Consider the following 19,167-nt stretch of genomic DNA (forward strand, 5'->3'; position numbering starts at 1 on the left):
CTAGAGGCGGACCGGGTACGTGTGGTCGACGATGTCCGGCACGATCGTGCCCTCGACGAAGATCCCGTGCCAGATCATGAAGATCAGCACCGTCCACAGACGACGGCTGTTGTCCACCACGCCTTCCCGGTGCTCGTTGAGCATCGCGATGACCGCGTTCTTGTCGAAGATGTGGTCGGTCTGGCTCTTGACGATCGTGTCGTGGGCCCAGTCGTACATCTCGGTGCCGGCGAGCCAATGGCGGATCGGGACCGGGAAGCCGAGCTTCTTGCGGTGCAAGACGTGCGCCGGGACGATCTGCTCGAGCGCCTTGCGCAGGGCGTACTTGGTGGTGCCGTGCGCGATCTTCTCGTCGTGGGGGAGGCGCTCGGCGACCGCGAAGACCTCGGGGTCGAGGAACGGAACGCGGAGCTCGAGGGAGTTGGCCATCGTGATCTTGTCGGCCTTCACCAGGATGTCGCCGCGCAGCCACGTGAAGAGATCGAGGTGCTGCATGCGGGCCACCGGGTCCCAGCCCTCGCTCATCGCGTAGATCGGGGCGGTGACGTCGGTGTGGGTCCAATCGGGGCGGTAGTCGCGCAGCACCGCGCGGAGCCGCGCATCGTCGAAGCTGCGGGCGTTGCCGTAGTAGCGCTCCTCGAGGGTGAGCGAACCGCGGTGCAGCAGGCTCTTGCCGCGGGTGCCCTCCGGGATGCGGTCGGAGATCTTGCCGGCCGCCCGGCGCAGCGGGCGGGGGAGACGGTCGAACGCCGCGAGGGAGAGCGGTTCCTTGTAGATGGTGTAGCCGCCGAACAGTTCGTCGGCGCCCTCACCCGACAGCACGACCTTGACGTGCTTGCGTGCCTCGGCCGCGACGAAGTAGAGCGGGACCAGGGCGGGGTCGGCGACCGGGTCGTCGAGGTACCACACGATCGAGGGCAGCGCCTCGATGAACTCCGACGGTCCGACGACCTTCACCACGTGCTTCGCGCCGATCGCCTCCGCCGACTCGGCGGCGACGTCGACCTCCGAATAGCCCTCGCGCTCGAAGCCGGTGGTGAAGGTGATCAGGTCGGGGTTGTGGCGGATCGCCAGCGCGGCGATGGCCGTCGAGTCGATACCGCCAGACAGAAACGAGCCGACGGTCACATCGGCACGCATGTGCTTGGCGACCGAGTCCGCCAGGACGTCGGCGATCTCGTCGTAGCGCTTCTGACGCGTGGCGTCGGTGAACGGCTTCACGCCGAACTGCGGCGTGAAGTAGCGGCGGATCGACAGCGGGCTGCCGGGGGAGGCGGTCGCGTGGCAACCCGACTCGAGCCGGCGGATCGACGCGTGAATGGTCTCGGGTTCGGGGACGTACTGCAGCACGGTGTAGTGCTCGACGGCCCGCGGGTCCAGGTCCTTCGACAGGCCCACGCGTTCGATGAGCTCGAGGAGTGACTTCTTCTCGCTGCCGAAGACGAGTCCGCCCGGACCCGACGCGACGAACAGCGGCTTGATGCCGAACGGATCACGCGCGAGGAACAGCGAGCGATTCTCGGTATCCCAGATGGCGAACGCGAACATGCCGCGGAGACGGCGCACGGCGTCGGGACCCCAGTGGTGAAAAGCTGCGACGATGGCTTCGCCGTCGCCCTCGGTGCGGAAGATCGCACCCTCGTCCTTGGTGAGCTCGGCGCGGATCTCCAGGTAGTTGTAGATCTCGCCGTTGAAGACCAGGGCGTACCGGTTCGGGTTCTCCGGCGGGCCCCAGCGCAGCGGCTGGTGGGAGTGCTCGATGTCGATGATCGACAGGCGGTTGAAGCCGAAGACGATGTTCTCGTCGTGCCAGGTGCCGGGCTCGTCGGGGCCGCGATGCCGCATGCAGTGCGAGGCCACCGCCACCGCGTCGACGACCTCGGCGGCCGTCCGGTCGGAAGTCAGAAGGCCGAGCAGACCACACACGTTGGCTTCTCCCCAATCTCGTCGCGCGCACAGGTCCCGACGGGCGTCGGGTCGCGTCCGAGTATGCCTGAGCCACCAGCGGGATTCCGACCTGGAGGGCTCGGACACGACCGGATCAAACCCCAATCACGAAAGCTTCTCCCGGTTGGTCTACGCTGCGTAGTACTAGGTGCAAGGCTCTCGTCGTGTGTCCACGGCGGGTACTTGCCCTTGCAGGTCATGTGGCATGCACTCACTGCGGCGCGAGGGCGCCGGTGAGCGAGCAGGAAGGCGTGAAATTGGCACACGGTGGACGGCCCCGAGCGCGGCGTGTCTCATCCGCGTCGCAGACGATGAAGCGACTGGGAATCGTCGTCGCTCTCGGACTCGGCGCACTGCTGATGTCGGGATGTGACGCCAATGAGGCGATGCGTTTCGGTTGGCCCGAGGGCGTCACGCCCCAGGGTAAGAAGATGGTCGATCTCTGGACCTGGTCCGTCATCGCCGCACTCGTGATGGGCATTCTGGTCTGGGCCCTGATCTTCTGGACGATCACGTTCCATCGTGCGAACGACGCCAAGAAGGGCGTCTTCCCGCGTCAGACGGCGTACAACGTCCCGTTGGAGCTCACCTATACGGCCATCCCGTTCGTCATCATCGCGGTGCTGTTCTACTTCACCGTGATCGTGCAGAACGACGTCGAGGGCAAGAACGACGACTCCAAGGTCGTGGTCGATGTCACGGCGTTCCAGTGGAACTGGAAGTTCGGTTACAACAAGGTCATCTTCAGCGACGGATCGACCTACGACGGCTTCGAGGCCGCGGGTAACCCGTTCCAGGTCCAGGAGCAGGCCGGCAAGGCCGTCGCCGAGCCCGAGGTCGAGGGTGAGCACGGTGGCGAGCTGCCCGGCCCCGCCGGCGGCCGTGACGACGACATCCGCGACTACCTGAAGTTCGACAAGATCGAGACCCTCGGATCGTCGACGGAGATCCCCGTCCTGGTGCTTCCGACCGGCAAGCGCATCGAGTTCAACATCGCCTCGGCCGACGTCGTCCACTCGTTCTGGGTACCGGAGTTCCTGTACAAGCGCGACGTGATGCCGTTCCCGAAGGAGAACTCGACCGACCCGATCTTCCAGATCGGCTCGATCGACCGGACCGGAGCATTCGTCGGTCGCTGCGCCGAGATGTGCGGCACCTACCACTCGATGATGAACTTCGAGGTCCGCGCGGTCTCTCCCGAGGACTTCGACAGCTACATCCGTTTCCGTCAGTCGAACCCCGAGGCCACCAACGCCGAGCGCTCGCGTCGATCTGCCAGGCTCCGGAAGCCGTCACCACGGTTCCCTTCGACAGCCGCCGCAAGTCCGACGGTTCGGTGACCGCATCCGGCAACCCGGATGACCCGACCCTCGCCAACTGCACCAAGAAGGAGAGCTGACGATGAAGATCGAAGCCCGACTCTTCGAGATGTTGACAGCCTTCTTCGCGCTGACCGGTGTCGCGTACACCCTCTTCACCGCGTTCACCAGCAAGGGCATCGAGTGGGTCGGCGTCGTCGGCCTGTTCTTCGCCGCGGGCCTGACGCTCATCGCCGGCACGTTCTTCCGGTTCGTGTCGCGGCGCGTCGAGATCCGCCCCGAGGACTACGAAGATGCCGAGATCGAGGACGGCGCCGGCGAGCTGGGCTTCTTCAGCCCGCATTCCTGGTGGCCCATCCTGATCGCCCTCGGCGCCTCCACCTTCGCCGTCGGATTCGCCTCCGGCAACTGGTGGCTCGCGATCTTCGCGGCCGTGGCGATCATGGGTGCTGCCGCCGGTCTCGTCTTCGAGTACCACGTCGGTCCCGAGAAGCACTGAGCGCTCGCAAGAACCAGTACAGACGACGCCCCACCTCCGGGGTGGGGCGTCGTCTTTTTGTCTGTGTCAGCGGCTTTGGGGGACCGTCGGATCATCGGCGCACGGGACCGTACACCTTGAGTCTGCGGTAGTCCACACGAAAGTGGGCGTCGGTGAAGCTGTCCTCGACCTCACCGTCGTGGGACACGGCCACCGGGCCGCCGACGGCGGTGAACCGGAATTCGGGGACCTGCATCTCGTGGTACAGCCGGGAGCGCTCGAGACGGCCGGCAGCGAGAGATCCCAAGAGCCGCAGAGTCGCCCAGCGGTGACCGGTCTCCAGGATCCGGACGTCGAGCAGGCCGTCGTCGAGCCGTAGGCGCCGCGTGGGGAGGAATCCCGTGGGCTGGTAGATCGAGTTGCCGATCAGGAACAGGGAGACGTCGAGGATCCGTCCGTCGACCTCGATGCAGACGTGGGCGTCCTGGCGGATCACCCGGAAGATCGCGGTGGCGGTGGCGAGCGGACGGCTGATGCGATGCCGGAGACGCTCCCTGATTCGCACGAAATGCGGGTACGCGCCGATGCTCGCCGTGTTCAGGATCAGCCGGGAGTCGTTGAGCCACACCGCGTCGACCCGGGACACCGAACCGGTGGCGATGGCACCGACGGTGTCCTCGACCGTGCCACAACCGATGTCGCGCGCGAAGTGGTTGAAGGTACCGGCCGGGAACACCGCGAGCGGCAGGTCCGCGTCGATGGCCGCGCGCGCCGCACAGGCGACCGTGCCGTCTCCGCCGGCGACGCCGAGGATCGACGCGTGCGCCGCGGCTTCGGCGAATACCGTTGCGACGTCGTCATCTTCGCCGAGCTCGACGATCTCGACCGCGGGAAGGGCGTCCCGGATGTCATCCAGAACCCGACGACCCCGTCCGTCCGACGAGGCAGGGTTCACGACCACGACGAGACCGGCGCCGTCCGGGCGCGGCTCCGCCTCGACGACCGTCGGGTCGGCGAGAGATATCGACGGGCGGGTGATCGGGGGTACGACCCGGGTTCCCAGTGTCGCGACCGTGGCACCGATTCCGAGCCCGACCACGACATCACCTGGGTAGTGGGCGCCGGTCGCGACGCGGGAGAGTCCGACGAGGCCGGCCAGCGCCGACAGCAGCAGACCTGCGGGCGGACTCTCGACAGCCACCCCCACCGCGAAGGCTGCGGCGCTGGCGGAGTGTCCGGAGGGAAACGAGCTCGACGTCGGTTGCCGACGTCCGCGACGAGGGACCGGAATGAGCCCCGGAGAAGGACGTGCACGGCGTCGAATCCGCTTGGCGCCCTGATTGGTCACGAGACTGGTGACGGCCAGCGAGGCCACTCCTCGGGCGGCTCCCCGCTGGAGTGACGGCCGGCCGGAGACGGCCAGACCGGCTGCGATCGCCATCCAGAGTTTCGAGTGGTCGGCAGCATGGGTCAGCACCGGCATCGTCTTGTCCAGCAGCGGGCTCGGCGACCGGGCGATCGTGTCGTAGATCTCGGCGTCGAGAGTGCCCATCCCGCGGGTGATCTGGGACAGGCCGGAACCACGATGTCGTAACCGGCGCATGGTGTCCACCGTGCCACATCCGCGCCGTGTCCGTCGGAGCCGACGGGCCCGGCATGGTGGGGGAGGGGAGCGGGACAAAACAGCGGGCCGCCGTGCACCTGATGGTGCGCGACGGCCCGCTGTCTCGTGTGGTTACTACTCGTCGAAGGGATTGCCACCCTTGGCCTGGAGATCGCGAAGAGCCTTGCGCTCCGCAGCCTCGAGCTCGTGCTCGACCTCGACGTGGCGCAACTGCTCCTCCGGCGGGTCGGCGGTCAGGATCGAACCCGTACCCGGGGCACCCGCGGAGCCGAGCTTGTTCATCCGCTTCGGCAGTGCGGCACCCTCGTAGGGGAGCGGGATCGGGTGACCGTGGCTGTCGACCGGGCCGAGCGGCTGGTGCAGCTCGATGTACTCACCCTGCGGCAGGCGCTTGATGATGCCGGTCTCGATGCCGTGTGCCAGGACCTCGCGGTCGCTGCGCTGCAGCGAGATCGCCCAGCGGTATGCGATGAAGTACACCAGCGGCGGCAGGATGATCAGACCGATTCGACCGATCCACGTCGTCGCGTTGAGCGAGATGTGGAACTTGAACGCGATGATGTCGTTCATGCACGCCAGCGTCAGCAGGATGTAGAACGAGAACGCCATCGCACCGATCGCGGTACGCACCGGGGTGTCACGCGGACGCTGCAGCAGGTTGTGGTGAGCGTCGTCGCCGGTGAGCCTCTTCTCGATCCACGGGTAGGCGAACATCAGACCGAACATGATGGTCATGATCAGGACGACCCAGTTCGACATCACCACGGTGTAGTTGCCGAGGTACAGCTCCCATGCCGGGAACAGACGGATCAAACCGTCGGTCCATTGCATGTAGATGTCCGGCTGCGAGCCTGCTGACACCTGTGCCGGGTTGTACGGGCCGATGTTCCAGACCGGGTTGATCTGGAATATGCCGGCCATGATGGCCAGCACACCGGTGACGAAGGCGAACATCGCGCCGGCCTTGGCCGCGAACACCGGCATGATCCGGACACCGACGACGTTCTTCTCGGTGCGGCCGGGGCCGGGGAACTGCGTGTGCTTCTGGTACCAGACGAGCGCCAGGTGAGCGCCGATCAGAGCCAGGATGATGCCCGGGAAGAGCAGGATGTGCAGCACGTACAGGCGCGGGATGATGATGTCGCCGGGGAAGTCCCCGCCGAACAGCGCCCAGTGAATCCAGGTACCGACGACCGGGATGCCGAGGACGATGCCGCTCATCGCGGCGCGGACGCCGGTGCCCGAGAGCAGGTCGTCGGGGAGCGAGTAGCCGAAGAAGCCCTCGAACATGGCCAGGATCAGCAGCAGGCAGCCGATGATCCAGTTGGCCTCACGCGGCCGGCGGAACGCACCGGTGAAGAAGATGCGCGCCATGTGGATGATGATCGACGCGGCGAACAGCAGTGCTGCCCAGTGGTGGATCTGGCGGACGAACAGGCCACCGCGAACCTCGAAGGAGAGGTCCAGGGTGGTCTCGTACGCCTTGGTCATCATGACGCCGTTGAGCGGCTGGTACGCGCCGTCGTAGACGACCTGCGTCATCGACGGATCGAAGAACAGCGAGAGATAGACACCCGAGATCAGCAGGATGATGAAGCTGTAGAGCGCGATCTCACCCAGCATGAACGACCAATGGGTGGGGAACACCTTGTTGATCTGGCGACGCATACCCGCGGCGAGGTGATACCGCGAGTCCACTTCCTCGGCTTGTGTGCCGAGACGGTCTGCGATGGTCATGACTTACGCTCCCAGAATGCCGGTCCGACGGGCTCGATGAAGTCGCCTGCCGCAACGAGGTAACCCTCGTTGTTCACCGTGATCGGCAGCTGTGCGAGAGCGCGGGCAGCCGGTCCGAAGATCGGCTTGGCGTACTCGAGCGCGTCGAACTGCGACTGGTGGCAGGGACACAGGATGCGATTGCTCCGCTGCTCGTACAGCGAGGCGGGGCAACCGAGGTGGCTGCAGACCTTGGTGAAGGCGAAGTAGTCACCGTAGTTGAAGCTCTCCTGACCCTGGCGCTTGATGGCGCGGGCCGCGTCCTCGGGACGCAGGCGGATGAGCATGACGGGGTTGCGGACCTCGTGCAGGCTCTCCATCAGCGCGTGACGGGAGTGCTCGGTCTCGCCGAACCCGTTGGAACGACGCCACGGGAAGACGGTCTCCATGCCGCCGGCGTCGAGATCCTCGGGACGGACCAGGGCGACCTGGTACGGATTGCCCGTGTCGCGACGCAGGTAGATCGTCTCGTTGGGGTCGGCCTTCGAGTTGTAGATCGGCGACCAGCCCGAGTGCCACAGGGGAGAGTTCTCCCGCTCGGCCCACGGGTTCTTGATGAAGCCACCGAGGAAGGCGACGAGACCGGTCAGCGCGAAGGCGCCCAGACCGAAACCGGCCGAACCGATGAGCATCTTGCGACGACCCAGGGTCGAGGTGGTGCCGGTGTCCTGCAGGAGTCCGACGATCGTCTTCTTGTCGATCTCGGCCGAACCGCCGTCGTGGCGGTCCTGGACGGAGATCTCCGACGGGATGAACTTCTTGGTGATCAGGATCATCGCGATGCCGATGGCGAGCACCGAGAGACCGAACGTCGCGCCGAGAAGCGGCGTGTTGAACGTGTACCACCAGTAGTTCGGGTCGTCCGGAAGGGCGAATTCCCAATGGTTGAACAGGAAGATGCCCAGGCAGGCGAGGGCGGAGATGCCGGCGATCGTGAACCAGATCGCGACCTGGCGCTCGGCGCGCTTCTCGACCTTCGTACCCGGCTCGGGGTACCGCTCGGCCCGATGGATGATCTCGACACCGTCGAGATTGGTACCGAGTTTGACGAGCTCCTCGGTGCTCATCTGCTCCAGTTCGTCCCTCGACGGGACGTCCTTGTCACTGCCGCTCATGCTCGAGATCCCATCCACATGGCGCCTGCGACGATGGCGATGACGCCGACAAACCACATCACCATGCCCTCGCTGACCGGCCCGAAGCCGCCCAGTCCGAGTCCGCCGCTGGGCTGGGCCTCGGTCACGTACTTGACGTAGGCGATGATGTCTTTCTTTTCCTCCGGATTCAGCTGCCGGTTCGAGAACTTGGGCATGTTCTGCGGGCCGGTCAGCATCGCGGTGTAGATCTGCGCCTCGTCGACTCCGTCGAGCACGGGTGCGTACTTACCCGAGGACAGGGCGCCGCCACGACCGGTGAAGTTGTGGCAGGACGCGCAGTTGAGGCGGAACAGCTCACTGCCTCGACCGATGCTGTCGCCGCGGAGTGAACTCGAGGCGACCTCGCCGTTGGCGTCACGCGGGACCTGCGGTCCGCCGCCCTCGGCCTGGATGAAGGCGCCGAGCTGGTCGATCTGTTCGGTGGTGAACTTGGCGGCTTGCGCTGCGCCTGTGCCTCACCACGCGCGGCCGGCATACGGCCGGTCGACACCTGGAAGTACACGGCGGCATCGCCGACGCCGAGCAGTGCGGGACCACGATCGACGACACCTTGGAGGTTGGCGCCGTGACAGGTGATGCACGAGGTCTCGTAGAGCTTGCGGCCGTCGTTGATCATCGCGGCGTTGCTCTCGTCGGCCACCGCGACCTGGGGGTCGGGGGTGAGAACCGAGGCGAGCACACCGGCCATGACCAGACCGGCCAGCAGCACGATGGTACCGCTTGCGCGGCGACGGAGCTTGCGTCGGGCCTTGGCGCGGCGGGTGTCGGTGCCGCTGTCCGACGGTCGCGGTGGAGATGAACTCATCTGTGACTCTCTACTAAGCGGGACGGAGTGGAGATCTAGAGCGAGCTGCGCTCTGAGGTGGCGGATCGCGCGTCGCGCGGGGTCGACGGGGTCATCGGATGAAGTAGATCGTGACGAACAGTCCGATCCAGACGATGTCGACGAAGTGCCAGTAGTAGGAGACAACGATTGCGGCGGTTGCCTGCGCCGGGGTGAACTTCGAGAGCTTGGTGCGGATGAGCAGGTAGACGAAGGCGATCAGTCCGCCAATGACGTGGAGGCCGTGGAAGCCTGTCGTCATGTAGAAGACCGAGCCGTACGCATCCGAGGCCAGGGTCGTGCCGTGGCCGACGAGCACGGTGTACTCGTACGCCTGACCGAGGACGAAGATCGTGCCCATGATGAGGGTGATCACGTACCAGCGGCGGAGGCCGAAGACGTCACCGCGCTCAGCGGCGAAGACGCCCATCTGGCAGGTCACCGACGAGAGGATCAGCACCGTCGTCACCGGGATGGCGAGGGCGAGATTCAACTCGGTCGGTGGCGGCGGCCACCCGACGGCGGAGTTGGCCCGGGCGACGAAGTACATCGCGAAGAGGCCAGCGAAGAACATGAGCTCACTGGACAGCCAGACGATCGTGCCGACGCTGACCATGTTGGGCCGGTTCAGCGAGTGCACGCGCGAGGTTATCGCAGTCCCTGAGGTACCTACAGCGCTTGTCACATGTGAAGTATGACGGTTCGTAGTAAGCGGTGGCCACCCGGGTCGGATATTGGGTTCGCCTTTTTATTCCGCTGCAGGTCGGGGGCCATGTCATGTCGTCTCCGGCGTGTCCGCACACCCTCTCCGACGCTCTGTTCCCGTCCATGACGCGGTGGCTACGGTGAGTTCATGTCGAGTTCGGATTCCTCCGGTCCCCGCGACCTCAACGGGCGGGTCGTCGCCCGGGGTCGCCTGGCGCGCCTGCGATCCCGGCTGCGGGGCGGTGGCGGCACCGGCCCGCTCGGGCTCGCCGACGACGTGGTGGTCGTCGCCGGCTCGGACGACGACGCGATCGCCTCGTCGACGGCCCTCGACGCGTCGTCGTGGCGGGCCGAGGAAGAGGTCATCCTCCGCCACGATCTGGAGGTGCCCGCGGATCGGCTCGCCGACGCCGCCGCGGTGGCCGCTCTCGACGGGTACGAGGTGGTCGACGACGAGCGTTGGGGGCCGCGGCCGCAGACCGTCGACGATCGGCTCGAGGTTCTCGTCTTGGCGCGGGTCCAGTTGCTCGACGCCATGCATCTGTCCCAGGCTCCCGCCACGGCGGAATCGCACGACGATGGTCCGTACTGCAGCGTCCGCCGGGCGGGGCGGGGCACTAGGCTCTCTGCCTGTGAGTACCGCACAGTCTGCCTTCACCTGGCCGCAGATCCTCGGCAAGATCACCGATCGCATCGACCTGTCCGCCGAAGAGGCGGGGTGGGCGATGAACGAGATCATGACCGACAGCGCCAGCGGCGCCCAGATCGCCGCCTTCGGTGTCGGCGTGAAGATGAAGGGCGCGGCGCCCGGCGAACTCGTCGGGCTGGCGCAGGCGATGCTCGACCATGCGACGCTCGTCGAGGTGAGCCGTCCGGCGGTCGACGTGGTCGGCACCGGCGGCGACCGGTCGCACACCGTCAACATCTCCACGATGACCTCGATCGTGATCGCGGCCGCCGGAGTCCCGGTCGTGAAGCACGGGAACCGCGCGGCGTCGTCGAAGAGCGGCGGTGCCGACGTACTCGAGGCGCTCGGGGTGGACATCACCCTGTCGGCCGACGCGGTCGCGCAGTGTGTGGAGGAACTGGGCATCGGGTTCTGCTTCGCGCCGGTGTTCCACCCGGCCTTCCGGTTCACGGGGCCGCCGCGCAAGGAGATCGGCATCCCGACCGTGTTCAACGTGCTCGGACCGCTGACGAATCCGGCCCGGCCCACCTCCGGCCTCATCGGCTGCGCCTTCGCCGACCTCGCCCCGGTTCTCGCCAGCGCGTTCGCCGATCGCGGCGGCTCGGCTCTGGTGGTGCGCGGCGACGACGGCCTCGACGAACTCACCACGACCACCACCTCGACGGTGTGGCAGGTCGTCGGCGGCCAGGTGTCCCAGCTCAGCATCGACCCGGCCGATCTCGGCATCGCTCGCGTGGAGCTGTCCGCGCTGCAGGGCGGCGATGCGGTCGCGAACGCTGCTATCGCGCGCGAATTGTTCTCGGGGACAACAGGTCCCGTACGCGACGCGGTGTTGCTGAACTCCGCCGGCGCGATCGTGGCGTTCGAACAGCAGGGCCCGATGACCTCGGTCGAGCTGACCGAGGCGCTCGGCGCCGCCAAGGATCGCGCCGCCGACGCCATCGACTCGGGTGCGGCGGCGGCGCTGCTCGACCGATGGGCCGCGCTCAGCACTCAGCTGGGGGCGGCCGCCCGCGGTTAGTTCTCGCCGATCGAGAAGCCACCCTCCACGTCCGAGCTGGAGTAGCTGCGGAACGCGATGTGGGTGGCGGACTTGAGCACTCCGGGCAGTCGGTTGATCTGCCCGGTCACCACGGATGCGATGTGCTCGTGATCGCGGACGCGGATCTTCGCGATGAGGTCGACGTCGCCCGCGCAGGAGTACACCTCTTCGACGCCGGCGATGTCGGCCACGGCCTGAGCGGTCTCCGGGATCTGGTGGATGTCGGCCTGGATGAGGACGATGGCAGTGATCATGGCGCAAGCCTAGTGGCCACGAGCTCGCGGATCGGCGAGCGCTGCGCCGCCCGTGGTGTCCGGTGCACAACGGCGCGGGCGTCGGAGCGGGCGTCTCGCGCGGATTGTGACCAGCCGCGCCGGCGTTCGGCGCAACCCGCCGGGAGTGCCACGGGATCAGTGGTGGACACGATGCGGGCCCCGGGTTCGGTCATCCACCGATAGATCAGTGCGACCTCCTCGGCCGGGGCTCCGCGCAGCGGCCCGGGCTCGGGGATGACCGTCTCGGCGGCGGCGACGAGAGCGTCGACGACCGGCATGGGGGAGACGCCCCGCCGTGCACGCCCGGCCGCCGCGAGCCGTCCGTGACGGACGACGGCGAAATGCCAGCCGCGCTCCTCATCGGGACGGGCGACGACGATTTCGGCGATCGCGCACAGTGCGGCCAGCCGCTGACACCGCGCCAGGGCGTCGATGGTCAGCGCGAGCCGGTCGCGATGGCGGGCGGCGGTCTCGAACATCTGCGCCTCGGAGAGTTCGGCGAGGCGCGCGGTCAGCTCGTCGAGGAGGTCGTCGGTCTCGCCGCGCATCAGCCGGCGGGCCGCGGTCACGCGCGGCAGGTAATCCGGGACGGTCTGGGGTTGCGCCGCGGCGGCATGGCATCCCCCGGGCTGACGGACGCCATCGGGAGTGGGGCACCAGTGGTACCCGGTGGCGCCGAGGCGCTTGGTGCACGTGCGCAGTCCGGCGGCCGCGGCGATCACGTCGGCCACTGTCGCCGCGTTGTTGCGGTTGCCCACCGGACCGATGGATTCGTCGGTGGGCGTGCGGCTCACCTTGAGGCGCGGGAAGCGCTCCTCGGTGAGCGTCACCCACCATCCCTTGTGGGGCTGCGTCGAACGCCGGTTGTAGGCCGGCGCGTGGGCAGCGAGCAATCGCAGCTCGCGGACGGCCGCCTCGAGCGCGTGAGAACACTCGACGACGTCGACGCGCTCGGCCAGCAGGACCATCTCGGTGATGCGGCGTCGGGGATCGCTGCCGGAGAAATAGGAACGGACGCGGCGTCGGAGGTCCACCGCGGTGCCGACATAGAGGACCTCGTTCGACGGTCCGCGGAAGAGATAGACGCCCGGCCGCGCGGGCACACGGTCGGCCATCTGACGTTTGGCCCGCAGGCGCGGATCGGTGCGCGGCAGATATGAGGTGAGTTCCCCGACCGTCGAGATGCCCTGATTCCCGACGCGTTCGAGGAGACGGTGGAAGACCTCGACGGTGGCGCGGGCGTCGTCCAGGGCCCGGTGGGTCGGACGGACCGAGACGTCGAAGAGTTCGGCGAGGGCGCTCAGCTTGACCGTGGGCGCCTCGTCGCGGGGCAGGATGCGACGGGCCATCGTCACGGTGCAGAGGCTGAGGCTGAACGGCCAGTCCAGGTGGAGCCGGAGGGCGTTCTGCCGCAGGAACCCCATGTCGAAGCGCGCGTTGTGGGCGACCAGGATCGCGCCGCGGGCGAACTCGAGGAACGAGGGCAGCACAGATTCGATCCGGGGGGCGTCGGTGACCATCGCCGTCGTGATCCCCGTGAGCGTGACGATCTGCGGAGGGATGGGCCGGCCGGGATCGACGAGGGTGGCGAACTCGCCGATCACCTCGCCGCCGCGGATCTTCACCGCGCCGATCTCGGTGATGCGGTCGCCTGCGGGATTCGAGCCGGTGGTCTCGAGGTCGACGACGACGAGCGTGGTGTCGAACAGAGCGCGATCGCTGAACTCGCTCGACATGGCGTCGCCGCCGGTGGCCTGGTCGGCGGCCTCGAGATCCGCGAAGGTCAGCTGTCCCGAGATCACCTGTCCTGCGGCTGCACCGCCACCATCCCTGCGCGTCACGAGGCGAACATTAGTTCGACGCACCGACACGGCGGATGTGACACCCCGATCGTTCGTTCCGTTTCGGTCCCGGGGCCGCGGCGGGGACGTACGCCGATGTCACCTGTTACTCGTGTGACGCATGTGTCGAACACTGTGCGAGCGAGTTTGTCGGTGGTGGTCCCTAGTCTCCATCTCGAAGTGAGAGATCGACGCCGACGGCGCCGAAATCGCCCGCCGTGACCCGCCCGATCCGGAGTTCAAACGCCTCCGACGGCCAGATGAGATGGAGATCACACGATGCATGTCGACTGCGCAACCTGCCCGGCCCGCCCCGTCGCCTGTGACGGGTGCATGATGACCGTGCTTTTCGGTGGCCCGAACTGGGACGATGCACCCGTTGAAGGTGGAGCTTCGGTAACGGTGCAGGCCCTCGACGACGATGCGGAACTGGACCTCGCGATCGATGTGTTCCAGTCGGCTGCAATGGTCACCAGTGCCGCTGCACGATCTGCAAGAACCGAGAAAACTGCACGTCAGAAGCCATTTCGCGTCATCTCGTCGACCGAACTCCGGGCGGGCTGAGAAGCGGTGGCGAACTGCGTGTCTGGTGCCTAGTGGACACAGCGCCGACGATTTCGTAACCTTTCTGAGACCTTTGCGGAGCGTCCCGCTTCAACAGAAGTGGTCCGCACAAGTCACCGCTCAATCGCCCTCACGGGCGAACCGGGGAACCACTTACTTCGGGCAGCGCGGCCAGGGATGTCGGTACTGACACGACCAGCTGAGACTGTCCCGATCGGGGTGAATCGCGTCAACGCGCAAACGTGTCCTTCTGGGATACGGCTGTGCCGAAAACGCGTAGGGCCACTCTTCCGGCCCGAACCCGACAGCTAACTCGGTCGGCGGTACAGGGAGAAACTGAAGGAGAACTCGCTTCGTGGCCAAACATCGTTTGGAACAGCCCAATCGTGGGAGCACGGTTGCCAAGAAGGCGGTGATCGCTGGATCGATCACGCTCGGTTCGCTCGCTGCCGCGGCCGGCCCTGCTCTTGCAGCCCCGGTCCACACCCCGCTCGGTACCTTCGAGATCCCGGCACTGCCCGGTGAGCAGAAGGCCCCGGAAGCGGCCCCGGCACCCAAGCCCGTCGCGAAGTCGCCGGCTGCCACGGTCGAGATCCCCAACGTCGGCCAGTTCACCATCCCGGGTATCGGTCAGAACCAGATCCCGCAGCAGTTCCGTCCGCATGGTGGCGCCCCCCTCGGGCAGCCTCAGCTGACCGCCGGCCAGAAGGCCGTCAAGGCTGCGGAGAGCAAGATCGGCTCGCCGTACTCGTACGGTTCGGCCGGCCCCAACGCCTTCGACTGTTCGGGTCTCGTCTACTGGTCCTACAAGCAGGCCGGCAAGAACATCCCCCGTGACAGCTACGGCCAGCTCGGTGGCGGGCGCGCGGTCTCCTACAGCGAGGCCAAGCCGGGCGACGTGATGATCTTCAACGGTGGCGGCCATGCCGGCATCTACGTCGGAAACGGACAGTTCGTCCACTCCTCGACCTACGGCACGCCCGTGAAGCGTGACGCGGTCAAGGAATGGCAGCTCACCGGTATCCGGCGGTACTGAGACCAACTGAACAAGAGCATCAGGAGAGGGCGGGTCGCGAGCTTTGTGCGATCCGCCCGATCCAGTCTCGGGGGCCATCGGGGGAACTTAGGGTGGTCCGCGGGGGAGGAACGAAGCGGTAGAGGAGTGACTGGACCGTGCTTTCCGGGGAGGGACTAGTGAACGCGATGCGTCTGCGCGCTCGATCGGGCCCGATGATGCTCGCCTTGTGTCTGCTGGCGGCGATCGTGACCGTCGTCCCGCTGACGACCGGCGGCGTCGGGCAGGCCCAGGCCGCGCCCGCGCGATCGGCGGACCAGCTTCTCGATCGATACAAACAGCTCGGCACCGAGGCCGAGAAGACCACCGAGGCGATGCACAACGCCAAGATCGAGTACGACAAGCAGCGCTCGGTCGTTGCGCAGGCCAAGCGGGCCGCGGCCGACGCCCAGCGCAAACTCGACATCAGCCGTGAGCAGCTCGCCTCCTACCAGGCCAGGGTCGACGCCATCGTGCGCGCCAGCTACCAGGCGCCCGCGTCAGCGGTCTCTACGCGGTGATGGTCAGCGACTCGCCCCAGGCGCTGCTCGACCAGATGTCGGGACTCGACATGATCTCGCGGCAGGCCGCTTCCGACCTGACCGCCATCAAGAAGGTCCGTGCCCGCACCGCGGCCGCCAAGAAGGACGCCGACCAGACCGCACTCGCGGCGTCGGAGGCCGTCTCGCGCGCCGAACGGGTCCGCGGAGACCTCCAGACCAAGCAGGCCGACCTGCAGATGCAGGCGATCCAGATCCGCGCGATCTACCAGTCGATGACCGGCAAGCAGCTCGCCGCCCTCCTCGGCCCGAAGTTCGACTTCGACCCGCGGATCGTCCCCAAGGGCACCGCCGCCGCACTCGTCGCGGTCCAAGCCGCGCTGACGCGCATCGGCGATCCCTACGTGTGGGGCGCGACCGGCCCGAGCTCGTTCGACTGCTCGGGTCTGATGGTGTGGGCCTACAAGCAGGCCGGCAAGACCCTCCCGCGGTCGAGTGAGGCGCAGTTGGCCGGCGGTCAGCCGGTGTCCCGCGAGGACCTCAAGGCCGGCGACCTGGTCATCTACTACCCGGACGCCCACCACGTCGGGATGTACGTCGGTGACGGATACGTCATCCACGCCTCGACCTTCGGTGTCCCGGTCAAGGTCGTCCCGCTCGACGAGGCCGGTCCGTTCAACTCCGGCCGTCGGTTCTAGACTCCACTGGTGGTTTCACTCCGCGGGCGTTGGCGCCCGACGCTCGCGTCCGCGGTCGTGCTGCTCATCGGTGTGACCACCGGATGCGGCGGCCAGGAGCCGTCCGCGGCCGACGGGTCGATCTCCCGTGGCAGCCCCTCGACGACGTCGACCCCGGCCAATCCCTACGAACAACAGCGTGCCGAGGGCGTGACGCGCCTGCTGGACGACCTCACCGCGACGATCACCTCCGGGGAGGTGCAGAAGATCGGGTCGCTGCTCGACGAGGCGGCGACCCCGGCGTTCGAGAATCGCTGGGTCACCGCGGCGGAGAACTTCCGTCCCCGGCAGTTTGTCCGCGGAGACTCCGACGGTCGGTTGCAGTTCGCCCGTTTCCGCTACCAGCTGGCCCCCACGGAGGAGGCCGAGGCACTGGTACCCGCCGAAGTCCAAGGCCTTCTCGACGCGAACGGCAGTTCGGACGCCTGGGTGGCGCCGGTGGAGCTGCGCTACGCCCTCGGTGGTGAACGCGCACCCGGTGTCGACGAACCCGAGGTCGTCGTGACGACCCAGTTCGTGGTCGCCCGCTACGGCGACGAGTGGAAGCTCGTCGGCGACACGGGGGCACTCGGCGGGGAGCCGACCCCGCCCCAGCTGTGGGAACTGCCCGGACTGTCTGTCTCCGACGCCGCCACCGCCGGCGGGACGTCGGTGATCGCCCGCTATCTCCGCACCAGCCCGGCTTCGGCGAACCTGCGCAAGCTGCTGCCCGACGCCGTCGACGCGGTGACCGCTTTCTGGGGAGAGTCCTGGGATCGGCGCGCCGTGCTCGTGACCACCTCCGACCAGGACGAGTTCGCCGCCCTGGTCGGGCAAGGCGGCGCGATAGGTGCGGCGGCCGCGGCGACCGTCTACAGCCGGGTGGATTTCCCTCGGCGCACCGCCATCGGCCAGCGCGTGGTCTTCACCCCGGCCGCCGATGATCTGGCCCCGCCGACGCTCGCCGTCGTGTTGCGTCACGAACTCACGCATGTTGCGGCCCGCGCGCAAACGGCTCTCGACGCCCCCCTCTGGATCACCGAGGGAGTGGCCGAATATGTCGGCCGCAAGGGCACATATCGCCGCCTCGCGGACGCTGCGCCCGACCTGACCGAGACGGTCCGGGCGGGAAACACTCCCACCGCGCTGCCGGACGATGCTGCCTTCGCGATGGACGGCCCGACCTCGCAGCTCGCCTACCAGAGCGCATGGTCGATGGCCGCGTACGTCGCCGATCGTTACGGGGAGGAGCGCCTGAAGCGGTTCTATCTCGGGGTCGCGGCGACCGCCGACCCGGCTCGCCAGGATGCGGCCATCCGGGCCGCGCTCGGTGTCAGCCGCGGCGAGCTGGTGACCGGGTGGGGCCGATGGCTCGAGGGACAGGTCCGCTGATGGCACGAACCCTGTTGATCACCAACGACTTCCCGCCCCGACCGGGTGGGATCCAGTCGTACCTGCAGAATCTGGTCGATCTGCTCCCGCCGGAGGACATCGTCGTGTACGCGCCGCGGTGGCGCGGCCGATCGCACATCGACTTCGACGCCGAGGTGCCCTACCGGGTATACCGCCATCGCACGACCCTGATGCTGCCGACCCCGTTCGTCGCCCGGCGCGCGGCGGAAATCATTCGGCGCGAACAGATCTCGACCGTCTGGTTCGGTGCGGCTGCGCCGCTCGCCGTCCTCGCGCCTGCGATGCGCCGTGCAGGGGCACAACGCATCCTCGCGAGCACCCACGGTCACGAGGTCGGCTGGTCGATGCTCCCCGTTGCGCGTCAGGTCCTGGGCCACATCGGTCGCCACACCGACGTCATCACCTTCGTCAGCCGGTACACCCGAGGTCGATTCGCGTCGGCCTTCGGTGCGCACGCGGCACTGGAATACCTGCCGCCCGGCGTCGACGTCGCGCGGTTCTCGCCCGATCCTGTTCTGCGGCAGAAGTTCCGGGACCGCCACGAGTTGGGCGACCGGCCGACGATCCTGTGCCTGTCGCGCCTCGTGCCGCGCAAGGGACAGGACGTGCTGATCCGGGCGCTGCCGCTCATCCGTCGAACGATGCCCGACGCCGTCCTGGTGATCGTCGGCGGAGGGCCGTACGCGGAGAAGCTGCATGCACTGGCGACGCGGACCGGTGTCGAGGACCAGGTGATCTTCACGGGATCGGTTCCGGCCGAAGAACTCTCGGCGTACCACAACATCGCCGACGTCTTCGCGATGCCGTCCCGCACACGCGGGGGAGGGCTCGACGTCGAAGGGCTCGGGATCGTCTACCTCGAGGCGTCGGCCACGGGTGTACCGGTGGTTGCGGGTCTGTCCGGCGGAGCACCGGAGACGGTCGTCGAAGGGGTCACCGGCACGACGGTGGACGGCACCGATGTCGACGCCGTCGCCCTGGCGATCCTGTCGATCCTGGGCGACCGGGCCGCTGCGGCTGAGATGGGCGCTGCCGGACGGCGTTTCGTCGTCGACAACTGGCAGTGGAGTCAGATGGCCGCCCGGTTGCGGCAGTTGCTCTGAGGCACTGAGCCCCTGGGCCTCTTGGCTGCTGAAATGCACCCCTGAAAAGCGCCCCCGGTTTCCGCCCCGCGTCGAGAACCGCCCCCGAAAAGCGCCCCCGGTTTCCGCGCGGCGTCGAGAACCGCCCCCGAAAAGTGCCCTC

General features: G+C 67.4%; 13 protein-coding genes, 4 pseudogenes and 1 riboswitch. Of the genes and pseudogenes, 9 read left to right on the forward strand and 8 right to left on the reverse strand.

Annotated features, from left to right (window positions below):
- Positions 1-1,926, reverse strand: a complete 1,926-nt coding sequence (gene asnB / locus BJF87_RS24105; protein ID WP_075864056.1) for an asparagine synthase (glutamine-hydrolyzing) — start codon at positions 1,924-1,926, stop codon at positions 1-3.
- A 332-nt stretch (positions 1,927-2,258) separates the two neighbouring features.
- Here asnB and BJF87_RS24110 point away from each other — a divergent pair.
- Both BJF87_RS24110 and BJF87_RS24115 read left to right on the forward strand, forming a co-directional pair.
- A pseudogene (locus tag BJF87_RS24110) lies at positions 2,259-3,346 on the forward strand (cytochrome c oxidase subunit II).
- Positions 3,347-3,348: 2 nt separating this feature from the next.
- On the forward strand, positions 3,349-3,765 hold the full coding sequence (locus BJF87_RS24115; RefSeq protein ID WP_005200127.1) for a cytochrome c oxidase subunit 4: 417 nt from the start codon (positions 3,349-3,351) through the stop codon (positions 3,763-3,765).
- 91 nt (positions 3,766-3,856) lie between these two features.
- Here the strand turns inward: BJF87_RS24115 and BJF87_RS24120 are convergent, their stop codons facing one another.
- The 5 genes and pseudogenes from BJF87_RS24120 to BJF87_RS24140 all read right to left on the reverse strand — a co-directional run bounded on the left by BJF87_RS24120 (position 3,857) and on the right by BJF87_RS24140 (position 9,809).
- Positions 3,857-5,347: a bifunctional phosphatase PAP2/diacylglycerol kinase family protein gene (locus BJF87_RS24120; protein ID WP_084813262.1), complete on the reverse strand. Its 1,491-nt coding sequence runs from the start codon at positions 5,345-5,347 to the stop codon at positions 3,857-3,859.
- A 135-nt stretch (positions 5,348-5,482) separates the two neighbouring features.
- Positions 5,483-7,105, reverse strand: a complete 1,623-nt coding sequence (locus BJF87_RS24125) for a cytochrome bc complex cytochrome b subunit (RefSeq protein ID WP_006356834.1) — start codon at positions 7,103-7,105, stop codon at positions 5,483-5,485.
- Positions 7,102-8,259, reverse strand: a complete 1,158-nt coding sequence (locus tag BJF87_RS24130) for a ubiquinol-cytochrome c reductase iron-sulfur subunit (RefSeq protein WP_006356835.1) — start codon at positions 8,257-8,259, stop codon at positions 7,102-7,104. Before BJF87_RS24130 ends, BJF87_RS24125 begins: the two co-directional genes overlap by 4 nt.
- Positions 8,256-9,106: pseudogene (locus BJF87_RS24135) on the reverse strand (c-type cytochrome). The gene BJF87_RS24130 and the pseudogene BJF87_RS24135 overlap by 4 nt, the downstream one beginning before the upstream one ends.
- A 91-nt stretch (positions 9,107-9,197) precedes the next feature.
- Positions 9,198-9,809, reverse strand: a complete 612-nt coding sequence (locus BJF87_RS24140) for a heme-copper oxidase subunit III (RefSeq protein ID WP_075864057.1) — start codon at positions 9,807-9,809, stop codon at positions 9,198-9,200.
- Positions 9,810-9,977: 168 nt separating this feature from the next.
- On the opposite strand from BJF87_RS24140, the pseudogene BJF87_RS27050 reads away from it, so the two are divergent.
- Together BJF87_RS27050 and trpD are read left to right on the forward strand one after the other, a co-directional pair.
- Positions 9,978-10,450, forward strand: a pseudogene (locus tag BJF87_RS27050) (hypothetical protein).
- A gap of 11 nt (positions 10,451-10,461) precedes the next feature.
- Entirely contained in the window at positions 10,462-11,538 is a 1,077-nt protein-coding gene (gene trpD / locus BJF87_RS24150) for an anthranilate phosphoribosyltransferase (protein ID WP_006356839.1), read from the forward strand.
- On the opposite strand, the gene BJF87_RS24155 is transcribed toward trpD, so the two are convergent.
- Both BJF87_RS24155 and BJF87_RS24160 read right to left on the reverse strand, forming a co-directional pair.
- Positions 11,535-11,813 (reverse strand): Lrp/AsnC family transcriptional regulator, encoded by a 279-nt coding sequence (locus BJF87_RS24155; RefSeq protein ID WP_005200119.1) that lies wholly within the window; start codon positions 11,811-11,813, stop codon positions 11,535-11,537. The two genes, trpD and BJF87_RS24155, sit on opposite strands and share 4 nt — an antisense overlap.
- On the reverse strand, positions 11,810-13,675 hold the full coding sequence (locus BJF87_RS24160; RefSeq protein ID WP_075864058.1) for a DEDD exonuclease domain-containing protein: 1,866 nt from the start codon (positions 13,673-13,675) through the stop codon (positions 11,810-11,812). Before BJF87_RS24160 ends, BJF87_RS24155 begins: the two co-directional genes overlap by 4 nt.
- A gap of 333 nt (positions 13,676-14,008) precedes the next feature.
- On the opposite strand from BJF87_RS24160, the gene BJF87_RS24165 reads away from it, so the two are divergent.
- From BJF87_RS24165 to BJF87_RS24185, 5 genes and pseudogenes are all read left to right on the forward strand, one after another.
- Positions 14,009-14,239, forward strand: a complete 231-nt coding sequence (locus BJF87_RS24165) for a hypothetical protein (protein ID WP_231380869.1) — start codon at positions 14,009-14,011, stop codon at positions 14,237-14,239.
- Positions 14,240-14,346: 107 nt separating this feature from the next.
- Positions 14,347-14,577, forward strand: a riboswitch (cyclic di-AMP (ydaO/yuaA leader).
- A 17-nt stretch (positions 14,578-14,594) separates the two neighbouring features.
- Positions 14,595-15,275, forward strand: a complete 681-nt coding sequence (locus tag BJF87_RS24170) for a C40 family peptidase (protein ID WP_006356842.1) — start codon at positions 14,595-14,597, stop codon at positions 15,273-15,275.
- 167 nt (positions 15,276-15,442) lie between these two features.
- Positions 15,443-16,491, forward strand: a pseudogene (locus BJF87_RS24175) (NlpC/P60 family protein).
- A gap of 9 nt (positions 16,492-16,500) precedes the next feature.
- Positions 16,501-17,901, forward strand: a complete 1,401-nt coding sequence (locus BJF87_RS24180; RefSeq protein WP_035752702.1) for a hypothetical protein — start codon at positions 16,501-16,503, stop codon at positions 17,899-17,901.
- Positions 17,901-19,025 (forward strand): glycosyltransferase family 4 protein, encoded by a 1,125-nt coding sequence (locus tag BJF87_RS24185; protein WP_035752701.1) that lies wholly within the window; start codon positions 17,901-17,903, stop codon positions 19,023-19,025. Before BJF87_RS24180 ends, BJF87_RS24185 begins: the two co-directional genes overlap by 1 nt.
- Positions 19,026-19,167 lie beyond the last annotated feature (142 nt).

This window comes from Gordonia sp. CNJ-863 (assembly GCF_001942325.1).
GTDB lineage: Bacteria > Actinomycetota > Actinomycetes > Mycobacteriales > Mycobacteriaceae > Gordonia > Gordonia alkanivorans.